Source organism: Bradyrhizobium sp. CCBAU 51745 (genome assembly GCF_028128715.1).
GTDB classification, from domain to species: Bacteria; Pseudomonadota; Alphaproteobacteria; order Rhizobiales; family Xanthobacteraceae; genus Bradyrhizobium; species Bradyrhizobium manausense.
This window is the reverse complement of sequence record NZ_LBJP01000008.1, coordinates 186,558-206,745: the sequence shown is the minus strand read 5'-3', so window position 1 is coordinate 206,745 and position 20,188 is coordinate 186,558. Positions and strand designations below refer to the sequence as shown.

Here is a 20,188-nt window from a genome sequence, read left to right as displayed (position 1 = left end):
CACCCGTGATCTCACGGCCGCGCGATCACCCCGCCGGTCATCGGCATCGGCACGCCTGTGGTGGCCGGATAGGACAGCGGCAGACCCTTCAGGCCGCGTGCGGCGAGGAAGCCGAAGGCCTGGGCTTCGATGGCATCAGACGCCCAGCCGAGCGTCTCGGCGGCCTCGACGGTGGCGGGCGCCAGCCGCTCGCGCAGCATCCGGAGCATGGTGAGGTTGCGGGCACCGCCACCGGCAACGATCCAGCTTTTCGGCGGCTTGGGCAGCAGCGGCACGACCCGCGCGATCGCCGCAGCGGTGAAGGCAGTGAGCGTCGCAGCACCATCGGCAGGCAGCACATCGCCAAGCTTCAACGCCACGAAATCGTTGCGGTCGAGCGATTTCGGCGGCGGCAGCGTGAAGAACGGCAGCTCCAGCGCGCGCGCGATCCAGGCTTCATCCGCCTTGCCGAGCGCCGCGAACTTGCCCTCCGCATCGAACGCCTGGTTCATGATGCGGTACATGAAATCGTCGAGCAGCGCGTTGCCGGGCCCGGTGTCGCAGGCGATCAGCGTGTCGTTGCCGTCGATATAGGTGATGTTGGAGACACCGCCGATATTGACCACGACGATCGGCCCCTCGCGCGCCAACGATTGCGTCAGCGCCCGGTGATAGACCGGCACGAGCGGCGCCCCCTGCCCGCCAGCCTCGACGTCGGCGGCACGGAAGTCGTGCATGACGGGGATATGGATGGCCTTGGCCAGCGCCGGCGCATCGCCGATCTGCACCGTCAGCCGCTTCTCGGGCCGGTGCAGCACGGTCTGGCCGTGGAAGCCGACGATGTCGACGTCCTCAGGCCTCATCCGGTTCTGAGCGACGAAGGCGGCGACCGCCTCGGCATGGGCGCGCGTCACCACCCGCTCGGCCTGGGCCAGAATACCCGGCCGGGCATCGCGTTGCGGCAGGTTCACCGCCTCGCTCAGCGCCTGGCGCAGCAAATTACGCTCTGCCGGGTTGTAGGGCCGGTAGCCGGAGGGCCCGAACGCCTTCACCTGCCTTCCATCGGTTTCGATCAGCGCGACGTCCACCCCATCCAGCGAGGTGCCGCTCATCAAACCGAGTGCCGTCAACATCATGGGATCAGCGTCCTCAAACATCCCCTCCGGGATGCCGATCTTGTGCCAGAGGGGCACATCTTATAATGCCACAGCGCCAAATGGCGGGCAGCAATCGAGTTCCCAGGTAGACCCTTAAATTGCTCCCAAAACAGTAAACCAAGAATTGTTGGGCATGCCGACAGATGACTGCATTTAAATCGGATTTCCTCAATACCCTGCAGGAACGTGGATTCATCCACCAATGCTCCGATTTCGAGGGGCTGGACGCGCTCGCCGCCAAGGGCGAGGCGACCGCCTATGTCGGCTACGATTGCACCGCCCCCTCGCTGCACATCGGCAACTACCTGACCATGATGATGCTGCACTGGCTGCAGCAGTCCGGCAACAAGCCGATCACGCTGATGGGCGGCGGCACCACCATGGTCGGCGATCCCTCCGGCAAGGACGAGACCCGCGCGATCCGCACCATTGCCGAGATCGAGGCCAACAAGGAATCGATCCGCGGCGTATTCGCAAAGGTGCTGAAATACGGCGATGGCAAGAGCGACGCCATCATGCTCGACAATGCAGAGTGGCTGACCAAGCTCAACTGGATCGAGATGCTGCGCGACGTCGGCCGGCATTTCTCGGTCAACCGCATGCTGACCATGGACTCCGTGCGCCTGCGCCTCGAGCGCGAGCAGGAGATGAGCTTCATCGAGTTCAATTACATGGTCTGCCAGGCCTATGACTTCGTCGAGCTCGCCAAGCGGACGGGATGCAAATTGCAGATGGGCGGCTCGGATCAGTGGGGCAACATCATCATGGGCGTCGATCTCGGCCGCCGCATGGGCACGCATCAGCTGTTCGCGTTGACCACTCCGCTGCTGACCACCGCGTCGGGCGCCAAGATGGGCAAGACCGCGCAAGGCGCGGTATGGCTCAACGCCGACCAGTTCTCGCCCTATGACTTCTGGCAGTACTGGCGCAACACAGAGGATGCCGACGTCGGCAAATTCCTCAAGCTGTTCACGACACTGCCGATGGCCGAGATCAAGAAGCTCGAGGCGCTCGGCGGCTCCGAGATCAATGAGGCCAAGAAGGTGCTCGCGACCGAAGCGACCGCGCTGCTGCACGGCCGCGATGCCGCCAATGAAGCGGCCGAAACCGCGCGCCGCACCTTCGAGGAAGGCACACTCGCCGAAAGCCTGCCGACAGTGGAAATTCCGCGTGGTGAGCTGGAGTCCGGCCTCGGTGTGCTCAACGCCTTCGTCAAGGCAGGGCTCGTTGCTTCCAATGGCGAAGCGCGGCGCCAGATCAAGGGGGGTGGCCTGCGCGTCAACGACGTCGCAGTCACCGACGAAAAAATGACGCTGTTGGCAGGCCATCTGACGCCTGAAGGCGTGATCAAGCTGTCCTTCGGCAAGAAGAAGCACGTCCTCCTCAGGCCTGCATAGGCGTATGAGCTTTTGATGCTTGTCAGGGCGCGCGGATGCGCGCTCCCTGATGGCAATGGATCAGAAGGCGCCCAAGGAAACGTCGGCGAAGGCGAGCAAGGGTGGCGTCGCGGCGGCGCCGGAAGGCGCCGTGCGCATCGCACTCACCGTGCTGGCGCTCTGCTTCACGCTGGCCGTCCTCGGGCGCGGGCTCGGCGACAGTTTTACGGTGTTCCTCAAGCCGATCTCGGAGAGTTTTGGCTGGGATCGCGCGCAGATCGTTTCGGTCTATTCCCTCACCTGGCTCGCCAGCGGCCTCACCGCCCCCTTCGTCGGACGGCTGTTCGATCACTCGGGACCACGCATCGTCTATGCGCTCGGACTTCTGCTGCTCGGCGCGGCGTTCCTGATCGCGGCGCACGCCCAGCATCTCTGGCAATTCCAGCTCTCGATCGGCCTCTGCGTCGGCATTGGCGTTGCCTTCATCGGCATCGTGCCGAACTCGATCCTGCTCGGCCGCTGGTTTGGACCACGGCTGCCGACCGCGATGTCCGTGGTGTATTCGGCGATGGGCGGCGGCGTGCTGGCGCTGTTGCCGGCCTCGCAGCTCCTGATCGATCACATCGGCTGGCGCGACACCTACCAGCTGTTCGGCTTTGCGGCATTGGGGCTGCTGGTGCCGCTGCTGCTGCTGCCATGGCGGCTGTTCGCCGCGGGCTCGCCGCATGTCGTGAAGAGGACCGATCCCGATTTCGTCGACAACGGCTGGACACTCCTCGGCGCGATGCGCCACCACGCTTTCTGGGCGCTGTTCTCGACCTTCTTCTTCACCGCCGTCGGCATGTACGCGATCGCGGCCCAGATCGTGGCCTATCTGATCGACGCCGGCTTCCCGCCGCTGCAGGCCGCGACCGCCTGGGGCTTCTCCGGCGTCGTGCTGGTGTTCGGCATGCTGGGTGTCTCCGCGCTCGACGGCCTGATCGGGCGCCGGCCGTCCGTGCTGCTGAGCTACGCGATCTCGATCCTCGGCATCATCCTGCTCTGGCTGTTGCAGTATTCGCCGAACATCTTCCTGCTCACCGGCTTCGTCGTCTGCTTCGGCAGCATGATGGGCTCGCGCGGCCCACTGATCAGCGCGACTGCGATGCGGATCTTCCAGGGCAAACGGGTCGGCACCATCTACGGCACCATCTCGATCGGCAGCGGGCTCGGATCGGCCTTCGGCTCCTGGAGCGGCGGCCTGATCCACGACGCCACCCATGGCTACAACGCGCTGCTCGTTTTCGCACTTGCGAGCGTCGTGCTGGGGATGATTCCATTTCTGATTGTGCCGGCCTTGCGGCGCTAGGTTTCCTGACGGTAACCTGCACTCATTCGTGTCACCGGGGAACTACGGGCGGCCGTGCGCGTAGACGCCAAGAAAATGCAGGCACCTCGCGGCTGAAACCCCAGCCTGCGGTGTTTTGTCCGTCATGACGAAAATGTCAGCGTGAATTGACCTGGCGCAGCTTGCGAGGCGGTACCGAATGCGGTCCTAGTCGCAGCATTGGATGGAGGGCACAAACCAATGAACTTTCCTTATCTCTCTCGCTATCAACCGGTTCTCTTGAGCCTGTTTCGCTTCATCACCGGACTGCTGTTGTTCCAGTACGGCATGACCAAGCTCTTCCACATCCCGCAGGTGGCCATGTTCGCCAATCCGCCGCCGCTGATCTGGACGGCCGGCCTGATTGAGCTCGTGCTTGGCGCAGCCCTGATGATCGGACTGTTCACCCGCCTCTCGGCCTTCATCCTCTCCGGTGAAATGGCCTTCGCCTATTTCCTCGGTCACGTCTTCCACATCTCGAAGGAAGGCCCGCCGGTGTTCCTGCCGCTGCTCAACGGCGGTACCGCGGCGATTCTGTTCTGCTTCGCTTGCCTCTACCTCGCGGCCGCCGGTGGCGGCGTGGTCAGCGTCGATGCACTGGTGGGCAAAGAGAGCGAGGCGACCGGCGGCGCCTTCGCGCGACGCTAAGGCGTCCTCGATCAACGAAAAGAGGCGGCGCCCACGACAATCGCGGCGCCGCTTTTTTATCGCGTGCCCAGCACGTTCCAGATCAGGACCAGCACTGCCACGAGCAGCGCGAACATGATGATGCGGTGAACGAAGCGGCTCATTGCTGATCGCGCCAGGGCTGCGGCAGTCAGGTTTCGCGCTAAAGCGCGATGAGATTAGGATGAATCGTCATCGCGCTTTAGGTCATTTTTGAGCATGATCTTTTTCGGAAAACCGCTTCGCACTTTTCCGGATCATGCGCTAACGCCGCGCGAGGCTGCAACCGCTCGACAGTGGCCGCGATGATCCCGTCGGGCTGTCGCCCGCCTGCGCCGCCGGCAGCTGATCGTCGAACGGCGAGTTCTGCTTACCGGTATTGAACTCCATGATCTTCCGAGTCACGCCGGGAAATATTGCCGAGATCGGGTTGACGCGCATCACGGGCGCAGCCGGGGTGCCGATGACCTCGTAGGTCACGCCGATCAGTCCCTCGTTGTTGCCACCACCCAGGAACAACCCGAGTACCGGAATCTGTCCGAACATGTTGTTCAACCCGTACATCGGCACAAAGGTACCGCTCATGCAAACCTGGTTGCCGGGATAGTCGATCGAGCCTTCGATCGTGGCGCCGATCATCGGCCCCTTGACCACGCCGTCACGAACCGTGAGCGCGCCGTTCTGCCGCGTGAACTCGGCGCGCAATGCACTGAAGGAAACGCCGTTCCCGGTCCCGTTGGGCGAACCAGCCGCAACCCGCTCGAGCTGCGCCTCGCCCTTCACCGTGAAGTCGCGCACGTTGATAAGGCCCTCGCGCGAGGTATTGGGCTCCGATGTCGGCGGCTCCATCGCTACCACCATCTGGCCGCCGACCGCCTTGGTGTAGGTGTCAGTGAACTTCAGTAGCGATCCCGCATCATTGGTCTGCAGATAGATCACCTCGCGGCTGCCTTGCGCGCGCCCGCCGCGCAGATCCGCTGCCACCGGGGTGTTTTGGCCGATCCTGCCGCTCAGCGTGAATGCCTTGATCGCCCCGGCGCGCTTCGACATCTTGGCATCGACGCTGCGCATCGTCTCGCCGTTGAACCCGGCGACCGTGCCAAGCTTCACATCGATGTCGTAGTCGATGTTCTTCAGCTTGCTCTTGCCGTCGTCCTTGGAAGTACCCGAGATCGCCGACTTCAGGAAGCCGCGGCCGTCGAACACATCGCCGCGCATGGTGCCCCTGACCACGCCGTCCTGACCGCGCTCCACCTTGAGCGACGTCTTGTCGCCGTCGGATGGCGAGTAGACCGGGAAGTTCGCATTCATGAGGTCGCCGTTGGGGTCGACTTCGAGCGAGCCCTTGATCGAGGCGCCGCCGCCCTCGATGACGATGTCCTCGAGCCGCGTCGATTGCGCCGTCGGCACCACCTTGAACGTGGCCTTGCTCGCCTTACCCGGCAGCTTGACCCAGCCTGGGAGGATGTTGTCGAGCTTGACCGAGGTGAGGTCGGCCTCGATGCCGAGCTTGGTCGTTGCGTCGGGACTGCCGGCAATCTTGCCCGACACCTTGACCGGCACCGAGCCGCTGACGGCAGGACTGAGGTCGAAGCCGAGGCGTGCGCGGCTGGCATCGTCCAGCGTCGTCTGCAGCTTGACGTCGGCATCGCCATCGGTCGCCTTGCGATAATCGAGCGCGGCCGCCTGCCCGTTGATCTTGACGTCGCCCTTGACCTGGTACCCCCCGTTATTGGCGACGATCCTGAGATTGTTGGCCTCGAGCTTCTGGTTCATCACCAGCTTTTCGGCGCTGAAGCCGTTGAGATCGGCGGTGACGGCGTAGGTGGTGTCCGCCTTGGTCAGCTCGCCCTTGACCGGCAGGCCGAGCTGGATATTCGCCGTGAACGTGCCCTTGCTGGTGTTGGGGTCGACGACGGTCGACGACAGATCGCTCAGCCGGTCATTGGACAGCATTTCGGCCGCCGCCGGCACCGGACCTTCGACGCGGAAGCGCGTCCGCGAGGGCGACGGCTTTGGCGCCATGTCAGGCACCTCGAAGGTGAAATCGGAGATCGTGATCTTGCGGCCCGCGGGCGTGTCGGCAATGCCCTGGCCGATATTCACCGTGGCCGTGCGTCCGGTCACATGCGCCCTGAGGTCGGCGTCGTGCACGACGGGCATGCCGTCGACGGGCCGGACCGCGACGCCGCTGGCCACGATGTTGACCGAGAGGCCGTCGTCGGGAATCGGCGGTCCCTTGCGCGGCAGGTTACGTGTCGGCGAGTTGACGCCGACCTCGATGCGCTGGAGCGTGCCGCGCTCGATCCGCTCGATCACCCATTGGCGCAATTCAGGCACCACCAGCGTCGGCCACATCCGCTTCAAGGCGGAGGCCGACATCGGCGTTCCCGCAAAGCCGAGCGTCAGGCGCGGTTCGCCGGAATAGTCGATCGCACCGGTGCCGGCGACGCCGATCTCGCCGTTGCTGATATCGGCCTGCGTCAGCAGCATGCGCTTGTGGTCGGTATCGAAGCGGAAGCCGATCGCGATGCGGTTGAAGACGAGCGGCGGCTCGTTGTCGATGCCGCCGAGCAGGATCGAACCACCGCTGAAGCCGAGCTGCCAATCGTTCACGGTGCCGTTGGGCGGCTCAAGATGGGCCAGCAGCGTCAGACGGTTCGCGCCCGAAAGGATCTTGAACGGCGCGACCAGCACCCGTCGATTGGCATCCCATTCGATGTTGATCTCGGCCTGGTCGATCGCCATCGGATAATCGGGCGTGTCGGTGTCGATGATGTTGCCCGCGCCGATGCTGACCTTGCCGCGGAAGAATGTCGGCACGCCGTCGCGGCCGAGCTCGCCTTTCAGCTCGCCGGTCAGCGGCAGGTCGGCCGTATAGGTCAGGTCCTTGACGCGCAGCGCGAGCAGGATGTTCGAGGTCGAGACCTTGTCGGCGCGGATATCGACCGAACGCACCCCATTCTCGCTGGGTCCGATCGTGGCGCGCAGCGACCACGGATGCGCGCCCTCTTCGCCGAGGCTGAGCGCCACACCGCCCTGGCTCGGCCGGCGCAGGCTGAGCGTGATGTTCTCAAACGTCCATTTGCCGCCGCGCTGCTGGTCGTCGACGATCAGATTGCCGTTCTTGAGACCGATCTCGTTGAGGTTCTGGCCGTCGAGGCCGGTCATGCTCAGGCTGTCGAGCCAGTCGAGCCCCTGAAGAATGCCGCTTTGCGCGGCGGGTTGGGGCGCGGCCTGGGATGCGTCCGGCGTTGCAGGCGCCATCCCGAAAGGCGGCGGCGGCACGCCGTTGCGGGGGAAGGTCGGCGGCAGCCCCGCTTCCTTCTTGGACGCGACGCCGGTCGCGAGCGGCTTGGCGGTGTCGCCGGCGGAGACCGTGACGGTGCCGTCGGGCGCGATCCGGATCGCGAGTTCTGCATCGACCAGGTTGAGGCTTTCGGCGCGCAGGCGACCGGTGAGAAGAGCTGTTCCCGACAGCCTCACTTCGGCCTTCGGCGCGCTGGCGACGATGGCATGGTCATGATCACGAACGATGATGTCGCGGATGCGCACGGCGATCCCGACGCGCCCGGTCCGTTCGATCTGGGTGCCGCCGACCTCCACGGTGTTGCCGTGGCCGATATTGTCCTCGATTGCGGCGGCGAGCCATGGCGTTGCCACGTCGAGATTGATGGGGCCGGCGCCAAGCCGCCACCACAGCGCGCCAAAGCAGCCGACGAAGATGACGATCAAGGAGCCGAGGACGACGGACATCCGGCGAAGCCAGCGTCCGCTCGGCAGTATCCGGCGAAACGCCGAGGCGCCGTTACCGATCTGGAAGCGCGAGTTGGAACCCGACAACAGGCGGCGTGCGCGGTGGCCCGCCTCCTCCTCCTGGTCCTGATCCCAGTCGGCCTCGTCCCAATCCGGCTGCTCGTGATGGCCGGCGTGTCGATCGAAGTCCCGATTGTGATCCTGGGTGTGATCCTGGGGCGACGTATTCCTTGCCATTGCCTCTCGATACAGGCGCCCGTCGTAGGATTGAGCGCCGCCGGGACCGCAGCCATCGACGGGTATAGACGCTCCCCGCCCCGGCATTGCCGCCATACCTCTGATGTTCCTGCTGTTCGTCATTTCGCCCCGGGAGCGCGTTCAACGAGCAGTGGGGTGGTGCGTGGAATTCCTTGTAACCATACTCCGGCGCCGCCAAAATTGCCCAGCCGAGGGCGCGAATCCGGCACACCGGACGAGAGCTGCAATACCGCTTTGGTTGACCCGCCGAAAGCGACGAAAGGAAGGCGTATGTCCAAGAAATCCCGAAAGAAATCGTCCAAAACGCCCTCCGGCAGTTTGACCGCTAAAAAGAAGCCCGTGAAAACGCGGGCAACGACTCAAACGCGCAGCGCAAAGACACAGCCGGTATCGGCCGGCACATCAACCAGGACGGGCGCAAAATCAGCATCGCATAAGGCCGCATCGAAACGGTTAAAATCTTCTGAAAAGGCCTCCAAGCCCGCGGCTACGGCGCCCGGCGCCAAATCCGCTTTGGCCGAGGGCCAGAAGGCCCCGGCGTTCCGCCTCCCTCGCGACGGTGGCAACGTCGTCACACTGTCGGATTACGCCGACCAGAAGCTTGTCCTGTTCTTCTACCCCCGCGCCGACACGCCGGGCTGCACCCGCGAGGCGATCGACTTCACACGGCTCAAGGGTGACTTCGCGGCCGCCGGCACCGCGGTGCTGGGCATTTCGGCCGATCCGCTAAAGGCCCAGGAGAAATTCCGCGACAAGCACGGTCTCGGTATCCCGCTGATCTCGGACGAACACCATGAGATGCTGCAGGCCTATGGCGCCTGGGGCGAAAAGTCCATGTATGGCAAGACCTTCCTCGGGATTCTTCGCACCACGGTGCTGATCGGGAGCGACGGCAAGGTGGCCAGGATCTGGCGCAATGTGCGGGTCGACGGCCATGCCGACGAGGTGCTGGCTGCGGCAAGAAGTCTTTAACCAGCCCGTTAAAATCGAGCGTTCCCGTTTCCGGAAAATTAACCATGACCGGCCCAGATTGCTCGGCAATTTGAGGCCGCAAGGAACCGTTCCGACCGGCGCGGGAGTGCCGATGTCGAAAAGTTCTGCCCAATATTCGCAGTACCCCCAGCATCATCCGCACGACCACGGACGGTCCTTTCACCGCCGCCCTGCTCCGGCAGTAGCTGCAGCGATTCCCCTCTCCGATACCGACGACGCCTACACCATCCAACATCACGGCAAGCAGGTTCGCCTCGGGCCCGTGGTGTTTTGGATCGTGGTCGGCACCGTCGTTCTGCTCGGGCTCTGGTCGGCGGCAACCGCCACCTATTTCGCTTTTCGCGACGACGTGCTGACACGGCTGATCGCCCGCCAGGCCGAGATGCAGTACGCCTATGAAGACCGCATCGCCGAGCTGCGCGCCAAGGTCGATCGCGCCACCAGCCGGCAACTGCTCGACCAGGAACAGTTCGACCAGAAGCTCGACCAGATCATGAAGCGCCAGACGGCGCTGGAGTCCCGGGCCACGGCGCTCGGCGCCATGCCCGACGTGACCGGATCGATCCCGCGCGCGGCGCCGCAGCGTGGCGAGGCGAACCAGACGACCCAGGGCACGCCCAAACCGTCGCCGATCAGCGACACCGTGATCTTCGTGGCGCCGCCTGACCGAGAGGCGCGGCTCGAATCGCGCGCACCTGCCGTGATCGCCCCGCCGGTCAATCAATTCGCCAAGAACCAGGGTTTTGACAATGTCCTGGTCCGGCTCACGAACGCGCTCGATCAGGTCGAGCGCCGCCAGGTCGCGGCGCTCAACGCCGTCGAGGAAGGCATGGATTCGCGGATGCGGCGGATGCGCGGCGTTGTCAGCGACCTCGGCCTGAACCTCGCCAGCATCGAGGCCGCGGTGCCGCGCGCGCCGATGGGTGGCCCGTTCGTGCCGGTGAAGCTCACGGCGAACGCGGGCCCCTTCGAGAAGCAGCTCTATCGCATCAACGTCACCCGCGCCGAATTGGACCGGCTCAATCGTACGCTGGCGCAGGTGCCCTATCGCAAGCCTGTTGTCGGCGAGGTCGAATTCACGTCCGGCTTCGGCGTGCGCAGCGACCCCTTCCTCGGCCGGCCGGCGATGCACACCGGTCTCGACTTCCGCGCCGCGACCGGCGATCCCGCGCGCGTCACCGCCAACGGCAAGGTGGTCTCGGCCGGCTGGTCCGGTGGTTACGGCCGCATGGTCGAGGTCGATCACGGCAACGGTCTGTCGACCCGTTACGGCCACCTCTCCGAGATCAACGTCAAGGTCGGCGAGATCGTGAGGATCGGCCAGGTCATCGGCCTCGTCGGCTCCACCGGTCGTTCAACCGGTCCGCATCTGCACTACGAGACCCGCATCGACGGCGAAGCCGTCGATCCGCAGAAGTTTTTGCGTGCCGGTGTGCGGCTCAGCGCCGGCTAGGCCCCGCACGTCGGCCCTTCGCGCCGCCCACCTCTGATTACTGGCTGTGCTCGTGGCCGACCTCGCCGGTGATGACGTCGCCGAACAGCTCCCAGGCCTGTCCGTTGAAGCGCATCAGCTGCATCTGCTCGATCGGGAAATAGTCATCGGGTGAGGTGTTGACCATGATGCCCGGCAGCATCAGGTCGGTGTGAAAGTTCTTCAGGCTGGCCGCTTGCTTCATGACGTTGTCGCGCGTGAGATTGTCGCCGCACTGCCTCAGGACCTGCGCCATCGCCTCGGCCTGCACGTAGCCATAGAGGTTGTTGGCGTTGGTCTTGTCGCCATCAGGATAATACTTGTCCATGAACCCCCGCCACGCGATCACCGCCGGATCCTTGTCCCAGGTCGGATCGGTCGGATCTTTCAGATAGGCCGTCGAGATGATGTCCTTGGCATATTCGAGCCCGGCGGGCTTGAGCACCGAGGCGATCGACGTTGCGGTGTTGGCCAGGAAGAATTTGGGCTTCCAGCCGAGCTCACCGACTTTACGGATCGCCTGCGCCGAGCCCTTCGGCGCGGCCCATGAGAAGAAGATGTCGGCGCCGGAATCGTGCAGCGCGACAATCTGCGAGTCGATCGAGGGATCGCTGACCTCATAGGATTTGTCGGCGATGATCATGCCAGCCTTGTCGCCAAGGCCATCTTTCAAGCCCTTGAACTGATCCTTGCCGGCGTCGTCGTTCTGCCAGAACACCGCAATCTTGCCATCAGGGAAATTGTCGAGGATGTATTTTGCGTAGATCCGCCCCTCGCTCTGGTAGTTGGGCTGGAATCCCATCGTCCACGGAAAATTCTTCGGGTCGCCAAACTTGGTGCCGCCGGAGGCAACGAAGAGCTGCGGCACTTTCTTGGCGTTCATGTACTTCATGATCGCAGAGTTCGAGGGCGTGCCGAGCGCCTGGAAGATCAGCAGCACCTCGTCGCTCTCGACCAGCTTGCGCGCCTGCTCGATCGCCTTCGGCGGCGAATAGGCATCGTCATAGCTGATGAAGTTGATCTTGCGCCCGTTGATGCCGCCCTGATCGTTGATCATCCGGAAGAACGCCGCCTCGGTCCTGCCGATCACGCCATAGGACGACGCCGGCCCGCTGTAGGGCATGATGTTGCCGATCTTGATTTCGGTGTCGCTGGCGCCGGGACCGTATGTCTTCTGCGCCAAAGCCGGCGTCGCGACGAGTACGCCGGCAACGAGCATGGCGAGGGCAGCGAGGTGTTCGCGACGACCCGGCATTGGTCTCTCCCTGGATTTTATCGTTCTTGTTTTGCGAGAGTGTCGCAAGGTGGCCGGCTGCTGGCAAGCGGCAGGATTTTCCGCGAAGTGAAACGATCGGATCGGGAACTTACCCGACGCGCTGCAACACTCGCAGAGCCCGTCCGTCGATCACGATCAAGGCGCTGCCGATGATGATTGCGCCGCCTATCTCGTGCATGGACATCGGCTCACCCAGCACGAGCCATCCCAGCAGGATGGCGGTGACGGGGATGAGCAGCGTCACCAGCATGACGTTTGTTGCGCCTGAGCGTCGTATGATCTGAAAGAAGACGATGTAGGCAAGCGCGGTCGAGAGCGCGGCGAGGCCGAGCACCGCTAGCCAAGTCGCAAGGCCCGGCATCGGTTGCCGCCAGGGCTGCTCCACGACACCTGCGACGATCGCCATCATCACCGTTGACGCCATCAGTTGAAATGCCGCCGTGCCGAGCGGGGCTGAGTCCTTCAGCAGCCTGCGCGCGGCAAGCGCCGCAAAGCCATAGCTCAGCGCGCCCCCAAGACAGAGCAGGATGCCGATCCCTTGCCCGCTTCGCGTCTCGATTCCCGATCCCCGCAGGATGATCACGCCGGCGATGCCCAGCGCCACGCCAGCCACCCGCCGCGCCTGCAAGGTTTCTTCGCCCGCAGCGGCCATCACCAGCACCGTGAACAGCGGCGTGGTCGCATTCAGGATCGACGCCAGCCCGCTCGGAACGAGGGTCTGCCCGATCGCGATCAACGAGAACGGGATGACGTTGTTGAGCAACCCGATCGCGACAAACGTTGTCCAGCCGGCGACGCCCTTGGGAAAGCCGATCCCCTGCATGCGCAGAAGCGGCAGCAGCATGGCCGCGCCGAGGACGACACGCAGGAACACCAGCGTCAGGGGCGGCAATTCTCGCAGCGCGGCGCCGTTGAAGAAGAACGAGCCACCCCAGAGGATCGAGAGGACGGCAAGCAGCGACCAGTCCCGCGCGTCGATCCGGTGGTCGTTCGGAGACATAGGTTTCACCTCGGCGGGGCGAGCTTGCTCGCCTAGGACAACATCCTGCCACCCGATTTCCGTTGAAGTCTGCAATTCCAAGTCATCAGCGGCAAACGCAACTGGTCTGCGCCAGCGTTAAGACGGCTGCTTCGGCCGCGATACCAGCTCGATCATCCTGCCTTCGTCGTCGTCGGGCATTGCGGCCTTCGCCTGCGCGTAAGCATCGACCGCAGCCCGCGAGACCAGTGGCTTGCCCGCGAGCAAGCTCTCGGCCAGCTTCACGGCATAGGCGGCATCCTTGTGCCGCAGCGCGGTCGTGAACGTCGCGCCGCTGAAATCGCGGGCGACCATGCGCTTGGAGTGGCGCTGAACCTGCGGGCTCGCGGCAACGCCCGCCTGGATCGACTCCAGCACCAGCGTCATATCGAGCCCGGCCTGCTCGGCGATGGCGAGGCCCTCGGCAAGGCCGGCGATCTGGATCGCGCCCATCAGATTGTTGATCAGCTTGTAGACCGTGCCGGAGCCGACCGCACCGAAATGCCTGACGGTCGAGCCGATCGGTTCGAGGAAAGGCCGCGCGCGCTCGAGGTCGGCCGGGTCGGCGCCAACCAGCAGCGTCAGCTTTCCGGCCGCTGCCGCATCCGGCAATCCCGTCACGGGACAATCGATATAGATCAGGCCACGCGCATCGAGCTCACGGCCCATCTCGCGCGCGTGGTCATAGGAAACGGTGGAGCACTCGATGGCGATGGTGCCCGCCTTCGCGGCCTTGGCGGCGCCATTGGGGCCGAGCCAGACCACGCGCGAGGCTTCGTCGTCGGCGACCATGGTCACCACGGCATCGGCGTCGATCGCGGCATCCTCAGGCGAGGTCGCCCACTTTGCGCCGCGCGCGATCAGGTCTTCCGCTTTGGCCTTGCTGCGGTTCCACAGCGTGACCGTGAAGCCGGCGTCGAGATAGCGGCCGGCCATGCCATGGCCCATCCGCCCAAGCCCGATGAAGGCCACGCGGGTCATCGCTAATCCACGTCCTCGACATCGCCTGCAGTGGTGCCGAAGGCGCGCTGCGCCAGCGTCGCGGCCATGAACTCGTCGAGCTCGCCATTGAGCACGCCCGACGTGTCGGAGGTCTGCACGCCGGTGCGCAGATCCTTCACCATCTGGTAGGGCTGCAGCACATAGGAGCGGATCTGATGGCCCCAGCCGATGTCGGTCTTGGCGGCCTGGTCGGCCGCGGCCTTCTCCTCGCGCTTCTTCAGCTCGATCTCGTAGAGGCGCGCGCGCAGCATGTCCCAGGCCTGCGCCCGGTTCTTGTGCTGGGAGCGGCCGGCCTGGCAGACCACCGCGACGCCGGTCGGGATATGCGTCAGGCGCACCGCGGATTCGGTCTTGTTGACGTGCTGGCCGCCGGCGCCGCCCGACCGCATCGTGTCCGTGCGGACGTCGGATTCCTTGATGTCGATCTTGATGCTGTCATCGATGACGGGGAAGACCTGCACACTCGAAAACGAGGTGTGGCGCCGCGCGTTGGAATCGAACGGCGAGATACGCACGAGGCGATGCACGCCGGCTTCCGTCTTCAACCAGCCATAGGCATTGTGGCCGGAGACCTGGATGGTCGCGGACTTGATGCCGGCCTCTTCGCCTTCGGACTCTTCGAGATACTCGACCTTGAAGCCGTGATTCTCGGCCCAGCGCGTATACATGCGCAGCAGCATCTGCGCCCAGTCCTGGCTCTCGGTGCCACCGGCCCCGGCATGGACTTCGAGATAGGAATCGAAGCGGTCGGCCTCGCCCGAGAGCAACGCTTCAAGCTCGCGCCGCGCGACTTCCTTCTTCAGGTTCTTCAGCGCAGCTTCGGCTTCGGCCACGACGCCGTCATCGCCCTCGGCCTCGCCGAGCTCGATCATGCCGATATCGTCTTCGAGCTCCTGCTCGACCTTGCCGATGCCCGAGAGCGAGTCCTCCAGCGAGGTCCGCTCCTGCATCAATTTCTGGGCTTTCTGGGGATCGTTCCAGAGGTTGGGATCTTCTGCGAGCTTGTTCAGCTCAGCGAGGCGCGCCGTCGATTTCTCGACGTCAAAGATGCCTCCTCAGCAGCCCGACTGACTGCTTGATCTCTTCTACCAACCGCTCGATTTCGGGGCGCATGTCGTTCTCTGGTTTCGCGGAACTGGTTCCGCGCACAATTGAGACCGGGATGTAGCGGCGGCGGCTGCAAAGCGCAACCGCCGGAGCTGCGATCGTCCGTCTTATCCGCTGGCCTAGTAGAGCCCGCCGGTGCCGGGCCGCATGAAGAAGCCGGAGTCCGGCGCCTGCTGCGGCGGCGACACGCCACCACGCCCGTCGGCGTCGGCAACGCCGATAACGGAGTAATTATCCGGCGGCGCCGTGCCCGGCTTGAAGGCCTCCAGGATGGTTCCACCGGTCTCGCCGGGACCGGCGCGCATGCCGGTCTTGGCAACGACGCGGACCAGCTTGATGCCCGCCGGCACCTTGAACGGCACCGCCGGCTTGTCGGCGAGCGCGAGCTTGAAGAAATCGCGCGCGATCGGCGCCGAGAGATGGCCGCCGGTCGCCGCATTGCCTCGGCCGAGCGGACGCGGCTTGTCGTAGCCCATGTAGATAGCGACAGCGACATCGGGCGAGAAGCCGACGAACCAAGCGTCCTTGGCCTCGTTGGTGGTTCCGGTCTTGCCGGCGATCGGCTTGCCGACCTCCCGGACGACTGTCGCGGTACCGGCCTGCACCACGCCTTCCATCAGCTCGGTGATCTGATAGGCGGTCATGGCATCGAGCACCTGCTCGCGACGGTCGATCAGCTGCGGCTCGGGCTGATTCTTCCAGCCGCTGGGCGCATCGCAGCCGCGGCATTCGCGCTGGTCGTGCTTGAAGATGGTGTGGCCGTAGCGGTCCTGGATGCGGTCGATCAACGTCGGCTTCACACGACGGCCGCCATTGGCGAGCATCGAATAGGCCGTGACCATGCGCATCGCCGTGGTTTCACCGGCGCCCAGTGAGTAGGACAGGTAATTGGGCAACTCGTCATAGACGCCGAAGCGTCGGGCATATTCGCCAATCAAGGGCATGCCGATGTCCTGGGCAAGCCGCACCGTCACCGTGTTGCGCGACAGCCGCAGCGCATTGCGCAAGGTCATTGGCCCCATATACTTGCCGGCATCGAAGTTTTCAGGCCGCCAGACACCTGCGCCCTGGCCCTGGTCGATTTCGATCGGCGCATCGAGCACGACCGTCGACGGTGTATAGCCGTTGTCGAGCGCGGCCGAATAGACGATCGGCTTGAACGACGAGCCGGGCTGCCGGTAGGCCTGGGTGGCGCGGTTGAACTGGCTCTGGTCGAACGAGAAGCCGCCGACCATCGCGAGCACGCGGCCGGTCCAGGGGTCCATCACCACCATCGCGCCCGAGACTTCGGGAATCTGTCGCAGGCGATACTGGCCTTCGACCGGTTGTCCTTCCTTGCTGTAGAGCGGATCGGCATAGATCACATCGCCAGGCTGAAGCACCTGCGCTACTGACGTCGGCGTCTTGCCCTTGAAGTTGCCCTGGGTCGGCCTCGCCCAGCGCACGCCGTCGACCGTAATGAGTCCAGTCTCGCGCTGCTTGCTGACGGCGCCGCCAAGCTCGCGGTTCGGCTGGAAGCCGATGCGCGCCGACTGGTCGCTGGTTTCCAGCACCACCGCCATGCGCCATGGCGAGATGTCGGAGAGCGACTTGATCTCGGCGAGCTTCACGCCCCAATCGCCCGAAATATCGAGCTTGCTGATGGCGCCGCGATAGCCCTGCTGCTCGTCATAGTTCACGAGGCCGGCGACCATGGTCTTGCGCGCCATGACCTGGATCTTCGGATCGAGCGTGGTTCGAACCGAGAGGCCGCCCTCGTACAGCTTCTTCTCGCCATAGCGCTCGAAGATGTCGCGGCGGACTTCCTCGGCGAAATATTCGCCGGCGAAGGTGTGGGCACCGTTGGAACGGCTGGTGACGACCAAGGGCTCCTTGCGCGCCTTGTCGGCGTCAGCCTGCTTGATCCAGCCGTTCTCCTGGAGACGGTCGATCACGTAGTTGCGGCGCTCGATGGCGCGATCGCGGTTGCGCACCGGATGCAGCGTCGCCGGCATCTTCGGCAGCGCCGCGAGGTAGGAGGCCTCAGCCACGGTGAGCTCATTCACCGACTTGTCGAAATACACCAGCGAGGCGGCGGCAATGCCGTAGGCGCCGAGGCCGAGATAGATTTCATTCAGATAGAGCTCGAGGATCTTGTCCTTCGAATAGGTCTTCTCGATGCGCATCGCGAGCAAGGCTTCCTTGATCTTGCGCGAGAACGAGACCTCGTTGGTCAGCAGGAAATTCTTGGCGACCTGCTGGGTGATCGTGGAGGCACCCTGCGGACGGCGGTTGGAGCCGAAGTTCTGGAGATAGAGCACGCCGGCGCGCGCCATGCCGGTGTAGTCGATGCCGCCATGCTCGTAGAAATTCTTGTCTTCGGCGGCGAGGAACGCGTTGATCACGAGCTTCGGCACCGCCTGGATCGGCAGGTACAATCGCCGCTCCTTGGCGTATTCGCCGAGCAGCGAGCCGTCGACCGCGTGCACGCGGGTCATCACCGGCGGCTCATAATCCTGGAGCTGAGAGTAATCGGGCAAGTCCTTGGAGAAATGCCAGATCAGGCCTGCCACGGCGCCGACACCGACAAGGAACACCACCGTTCCCGCGGCGAACAGGAAGCCCATGAACCGCACAAGCAAGCGCATTATGTGTTTATCCGTTTAATCCCAGGATCAGCCCAAGCCGCCTAAACAAGGCGCCCCAAACGGGCGCCGTCCTCACGTCGCGAATTCACCGGCCTACCCAATACCATCGATGCCGGACCGAAAGACGCTCGCCGAACGGGATTCTCGTCGATTCCGGAACCCCCTGCCTCGTTTTTATAAGGCGCCCGCTGTGGCCAAACTAGGGCTTAACAGCTGACTCGGCATTCTCTTCTCAATTGCTGGCCCCCGCCGTCGCCATCCGTTTGGCCAGGAACGTGTCGATCGCCTGGGCCATCGAGCCGACGGCCTTGGACCGCCACCCCTCGGAGACGAGATGCTCGAGATCGCCCTTGTTGGAGACATAGCCGATCTCGACCAGCACCGAGGGCACGTCGGGCGCTTTCAGCACCCGAAAGCCGGCCGACTTGAGGGGATGCTTGTGCATTCGCATGGTCGTCTTCATTTCGCTCATCAGCAGATGGGCAAAACGGCTTGAAAAGGTGCGGGTTTCCCGCTGCGTCAGGTCGATCAGGATATCGGCAACGTCGGTCGGCTCTTCCGCCAGGTTGAAGCCGGCGATCGCGTCGGCGCGGTTTTCGGCATCGGCCAGGCGCTGCGCTTCGGCGTCGGAGGCCTTGTCCGACAGCGTGTAAATGGTGGCGCCCTGGGCATCGCCCTCGGCCTTCGGCAGCGCATCGGCGTGGATCGAGACGAACAGCGCGGCATTCAGATTGCGGGCGACCTTGGACCGGTCATTCAGCGGAATGAAGGTGTCGTCGTCTCGCGTCATCACCACCCGGTATTTGCCTGATTTTTCCAGCCGGTCGCGCAAGGCGAGGCCAAAGGCCAGCACCAGATTCTTCTCGCTCTCACCGCTCGACTGGGTGCCGTTGTCGATGCCGCCGTGGCCGGGATCGATCACGACGACCGGGCGGCCGTCCGAAGGTGCACCCGGCTTCTGCTGCGCCGGTTCGGGCGCGGCGGGAAGGGTTGCCGGGGGAACGACGGCGATCGTCGGCCGCAGCTCGGAGCGATTTTCCGGCGGGGGAGACTGCACGAAGGCGGCGCGGTCGACCTCCTCGAGTTCCAGCACCAGCCGGGCTGGCTGGCCATTGGCCGCATCGAGCACGTAGGAATTGGCGATCTTGGCCGGCCCGGTCAGGTCGAACACGATTCGGGAGCCGCCGGGCATCACCAGCCCGTACCGGAAGGCCTTGACCAGCCCTCGCCCGGCCCCTGTGCCCGGTGCCAGCTGAAAATTGACCTGGGGAACATCGACCACCACCCGGTAGGGGTCGGCGAGCGTCGTGGCGCGGAAGGTCACGGTCTGGTCGAGATCGAGAATGAAGCGAGTCTGCTTGCCGTCACCGGCCAGGCGCGCAGCTGAGGCGACAGGAAAATTTGCTGCCGCTACAGAGGGCCGCGAGGGGCTTTCCGCCGCGTTGAGGCGCGAGGAATCGGCGCATGGCAAGGCTGAGGCGCATAGAAGCGCAAATCCCAGCAAAACCCGTTGATTTGTGCGGCTCGCCACCGAATCCGTGCCTCCGAGCAGCCCTCTTTAACGCAATAGAACCACAGGGTTAATCGGTCCTTAATGACGGAAACGCAAAACTCCCGGACTGTGACCGGCGTGCGACGCTCCCTTGCACGGATGGCCCATTCCTCGTATGTACGGAATGCTGACGGCCAATGATTTCCGGTTGTGTCGCATTCAGCCTCCCGGTGCAGCGCCGGAGCTCCCAAGGTTCGGGAATTCCAGCGTTTTTCTGTTCCCTCAACGACCAGCGCGGTGCGCGGCAGCGAGGCGAACGGGGCAAGCCCCGGCGGCGGACGGTTTCCGGTTACCACACTGTTTCCGGAACAGTTTTGACAGCGACGCGGCCAGTTACCCACTCCCTTAATCCAGAGGGGGCGGTTCTTGATCCAGGGCGAGCGCGCACGCGCCATGCCTGGCCAGCAGCAACTGATTAGGGGCGGCCCCGCCGTCCAACGTTTCATACGGGCCGACGCTTGATGCGCCAGACTGTGCCGACGAATTCTGAAGGACCTTTCGCGACGCGGCGGAGTGAAAATCCCGCGCGCCGCTTCGGTTCTGAAGCTTCCGATTCGGCAAGGCGCGAGAGACGGCGTTTCGGC

The 20,188-nt window shown here is 64.3% G+C and carries 13 protein-coding genes; 5 read left to right on the top strand and 8 right to left on the bottom strand.

Translation table 11 applies throughout. The features are described from left to right. Window positions 1-11: 11 nt before the first annotated feature. The gene (locus XH98_RS11715) at window positions 12-1,115 is read right to left on the bottom strand and encodes an anhydro-N-acetylmuramic acid kinase (RefSeq protein ID WP_271618675.1); all 1,104 of its coding nucleotides are present in this window, start codon (window positions 1,113-1,115) and stop codon (window positions 12-14) included. 164 nt (window positions 1,116-1,279) lie between these two features. On the opposite strand from XH98_RS11715, the gene tyrS reads away from it, so the two are divergent. The 3 genes from tyrS (at window position 1,280) to XH98_RS11700 (ending at window position 4,526) form a co-directional block, all read left to right on the top strand. Beyond that, on the top strand, window positions 1,280-2,533 hold the full coding sequence (gene tyrS, locus XH98_RS11710) for a tyrosine--tRNA ligase (RefSeq protein WP_271618674.1): 1,254 nt from the start codon (window positions 1,280-1,282) through the stop codon (window positions 2,531-2,533). 55 nt (window positions 2,534-2,588) lie between these two features. Continuing rightward, window positions 2,589-3,860, top strand: coding sequence for an MFS transporter (locus XH98_RS11705; protein ID WP_271618788.1), 1,272 nt, complete (start codon window positions 2,589-2,591; stop codon window positions 3,858-3,860). Window positions 3,861-4,079: 219 nt separating this feature from the next. Beyond that, window positions 4,080-4,526 (top strand): DoxX family protein, encoded by a 447-nt coding sequence (locus XH98_RS11700; RefSeq protein WP_220003344.1) that lies wholly within the window; start codon window positions 4,080-4,082, stop codon window positions 4,524-4,526. Window positions 4,527-4,808: 282 nt separating this feature from the next. On the opposite strand, the gene XH98_RS11695 is transcribed toward XH98_RS11700, so the two are convergent. After that, window positions 4,809-8,624, bottom strand: coding sequence for a YhdP family protein (locus XH98_RS11695; protein ID WP_271618787.1), 3,816 nt, complete (start codon window positions 8,622-8,624; stop codon window positions 4,809-4,811). Window positions 8,625-8,828: 204 nt separating this feature from the next. On the opposite strand from XH98_RS11695, the gene XH98_RS11690 reads away from it, so the two are divergent. Further along, window positions 8,829-9,530: a redoxin domain-containing protein gene (locus tag XH98_RS11690; RefSeq protein WP_271603317.1), complete on the top strand. Its 702-nt coding sequence runs from the start codon at window positions 8,829-8,831 to the stop codon at window positions 9,528-9,530. A 112-nt stretch (window positions 9,531-9,642) separates the two neighbouring features. Next, a complete protein-coding gene (locus XH98_RS11685) occupies window positions 9,643-11,004 on the top strand; it encodes a M23 family metallopeptidase (protein WP_271618673.1) in 1,362 nt (453 codons plus the stop codon). Window positions 11,005-11,041: 37 nt separating this feature from the next. Here the strand turns inward: XH98_RS11685 and XH98_RS11680 are convergent, their stop codons facing one another. The 6 genes from XH98_RS11680 to XH98_RS11655 form a co-directional block, all read right to left on the bottom strand. Next, entirely contained in the window at window positions 11,042-12,277 is a 1,236-nt protein-coding gene (locus XH98_RS11680) for an ABC transporter substrate-binding protein (protein ID WP_271618672.1), read from the bottom strand. 109 nt (window positions 12,278-12,386) lie between these two features. After that, window positions 12,387-13,298 (bottom strand): DMT family transporter, encoded by a 912-nt coding sequence (locus tag XH98_RS11675; RefSeq protein WP_271618671.1) that lies wholly within the window; start codon window positions 13,296-13,298, stop codon window positions 12,387-12,389. A gap of 117 nt (window positions 13,299-13,415) precedes the next feature. After that, entirely contained in the window at window positions 13,416-14,297 is an 882-nt protein-coding gene (locus tag XH98_RS11670; RefSeq protein ID WP_271618670.1) for an NAD(P)-dependent oxidoreductase, read from the bottom strand. Window positions 14,298-14,299: 2 nt separating this feature from the next. Further along, a protein-coding gene (prfB, locus tag XH98_RS11665; RefSeq protein WP_157083446.1) for a peptide chain release factor 2 occupies window positions 14,300-15,431 on the bottom strand; the annotation gives its coding sequence in 2 pieces (ribosomal slippage) (window positions 14,300-15,361 and window positions 15,363-15,431; 1,131 coding nt in all). 113 nt (window positions 15,432-15,544) lie between these two features. Further along, window positions 15,545-18,052: a penicillin-binding protein 1A gene (locus XH98_RS11660; RefSeq protein ID WP_271602879.1), complete on the bottom strand. Its 2,508-nt coding sequence runs from the start codon at window positions 18,050-18,052 to the stop codon at window positions 15,545-15,547. 232 nt (window positions 18,053-18,284) lie between these two features. Further along, window positions 18,285-19,583, bottom strand: coding sequence for an N-acetylmuramoyl-L-alanine amidase (locus XH98_RS11655; RefSeq protein WP_271618669.1), 1,299 nt, complete (start codon window positions 19,581-19,583; stop codon window positions 18,285-18,287). Between the last annotated feature and the right edge of the window lie 605 nt (window positions 19,584-20,188).

Bases quoted from the DNA above. Each gene is read 5' to 3' on its own strand.
- XH98_RS11715 (WP_271618675.1), bottom strand. From the start codon at position 1,115: ATGATGTTGACGGCACTCGGTTTGATGAGCGGCACCTCGCTGGATGGG.
- XH98_RS11705 (WP_271618788.1), top strand. From the start codon at position 2,589: ATGGATCAGAAGGCGCCCAAGGAAACGTCGGCGAAGGCGAGCAAGGGT.
- XH98_RS11695 (WP_271618787.1), bottom strand. From the start codon at position 8,624: ATGCCGGGGCGGGGAGCGTCTATACCCGTCGATGGCTGCGGTCCCGGC.
- XH98_RS11685 (WP_271618673.1), top strand. From the start codon at position 9,643: ATGTCGAAAAGTTCTGCCCAATATTCGCAGTACCCCCAGCATCATCCG.
- XH98_RS11690 (WP_271603317.1), top strand. From the start codon at position 8,829: ATGTCCAAGAAATCCCGAAAGAAATCGTCCAAAACGCCCTCCGGCAGT.
- XH98_RS11700 (WP_220003344.1), top strand. From the start codon at position 4,080: ATGAACTTTCCTTATCTCTCTCGCTATCAACCGGTTCTCTTGAGCCTG.
- XH98_RS11680 (WP_271618672.1), bottom strand. From the start codon at position 12,277: ATGCCGGGTCGTCGCGAACACCTCGCTGCCCTCGCCATGCTCGTTGCC.
- XH98_RS11660 (WP_271602879.1), bottom strand. From the start codon at position 18,052: ATGCGCTTGCTTGTGCGGTTCATGGGCTTCCTGTTCGCCGCGGGAACG.
- tyrS (WP_271618674.1), top strand. From the start codon at position 1,280: ATGACTGCATTTAAATCGGATTTCCTCAATACCCTGCAGGAACGTGGA.
- XH98_RS11675 (WP_271618671.1), bottom strand. From the start codon at position 13,298: ATGTCTCCGAACGACCACCGGATCGACGCGCGGGACTGGTCGCTGCTT.
- XH98_RS11670 (WP_271618670.1), bottom strand. From the start codon at position 14,297: ATGACCCGCGTGGCCTTCATCGGGCTTGGGCGGATGGGCCATGGCATG.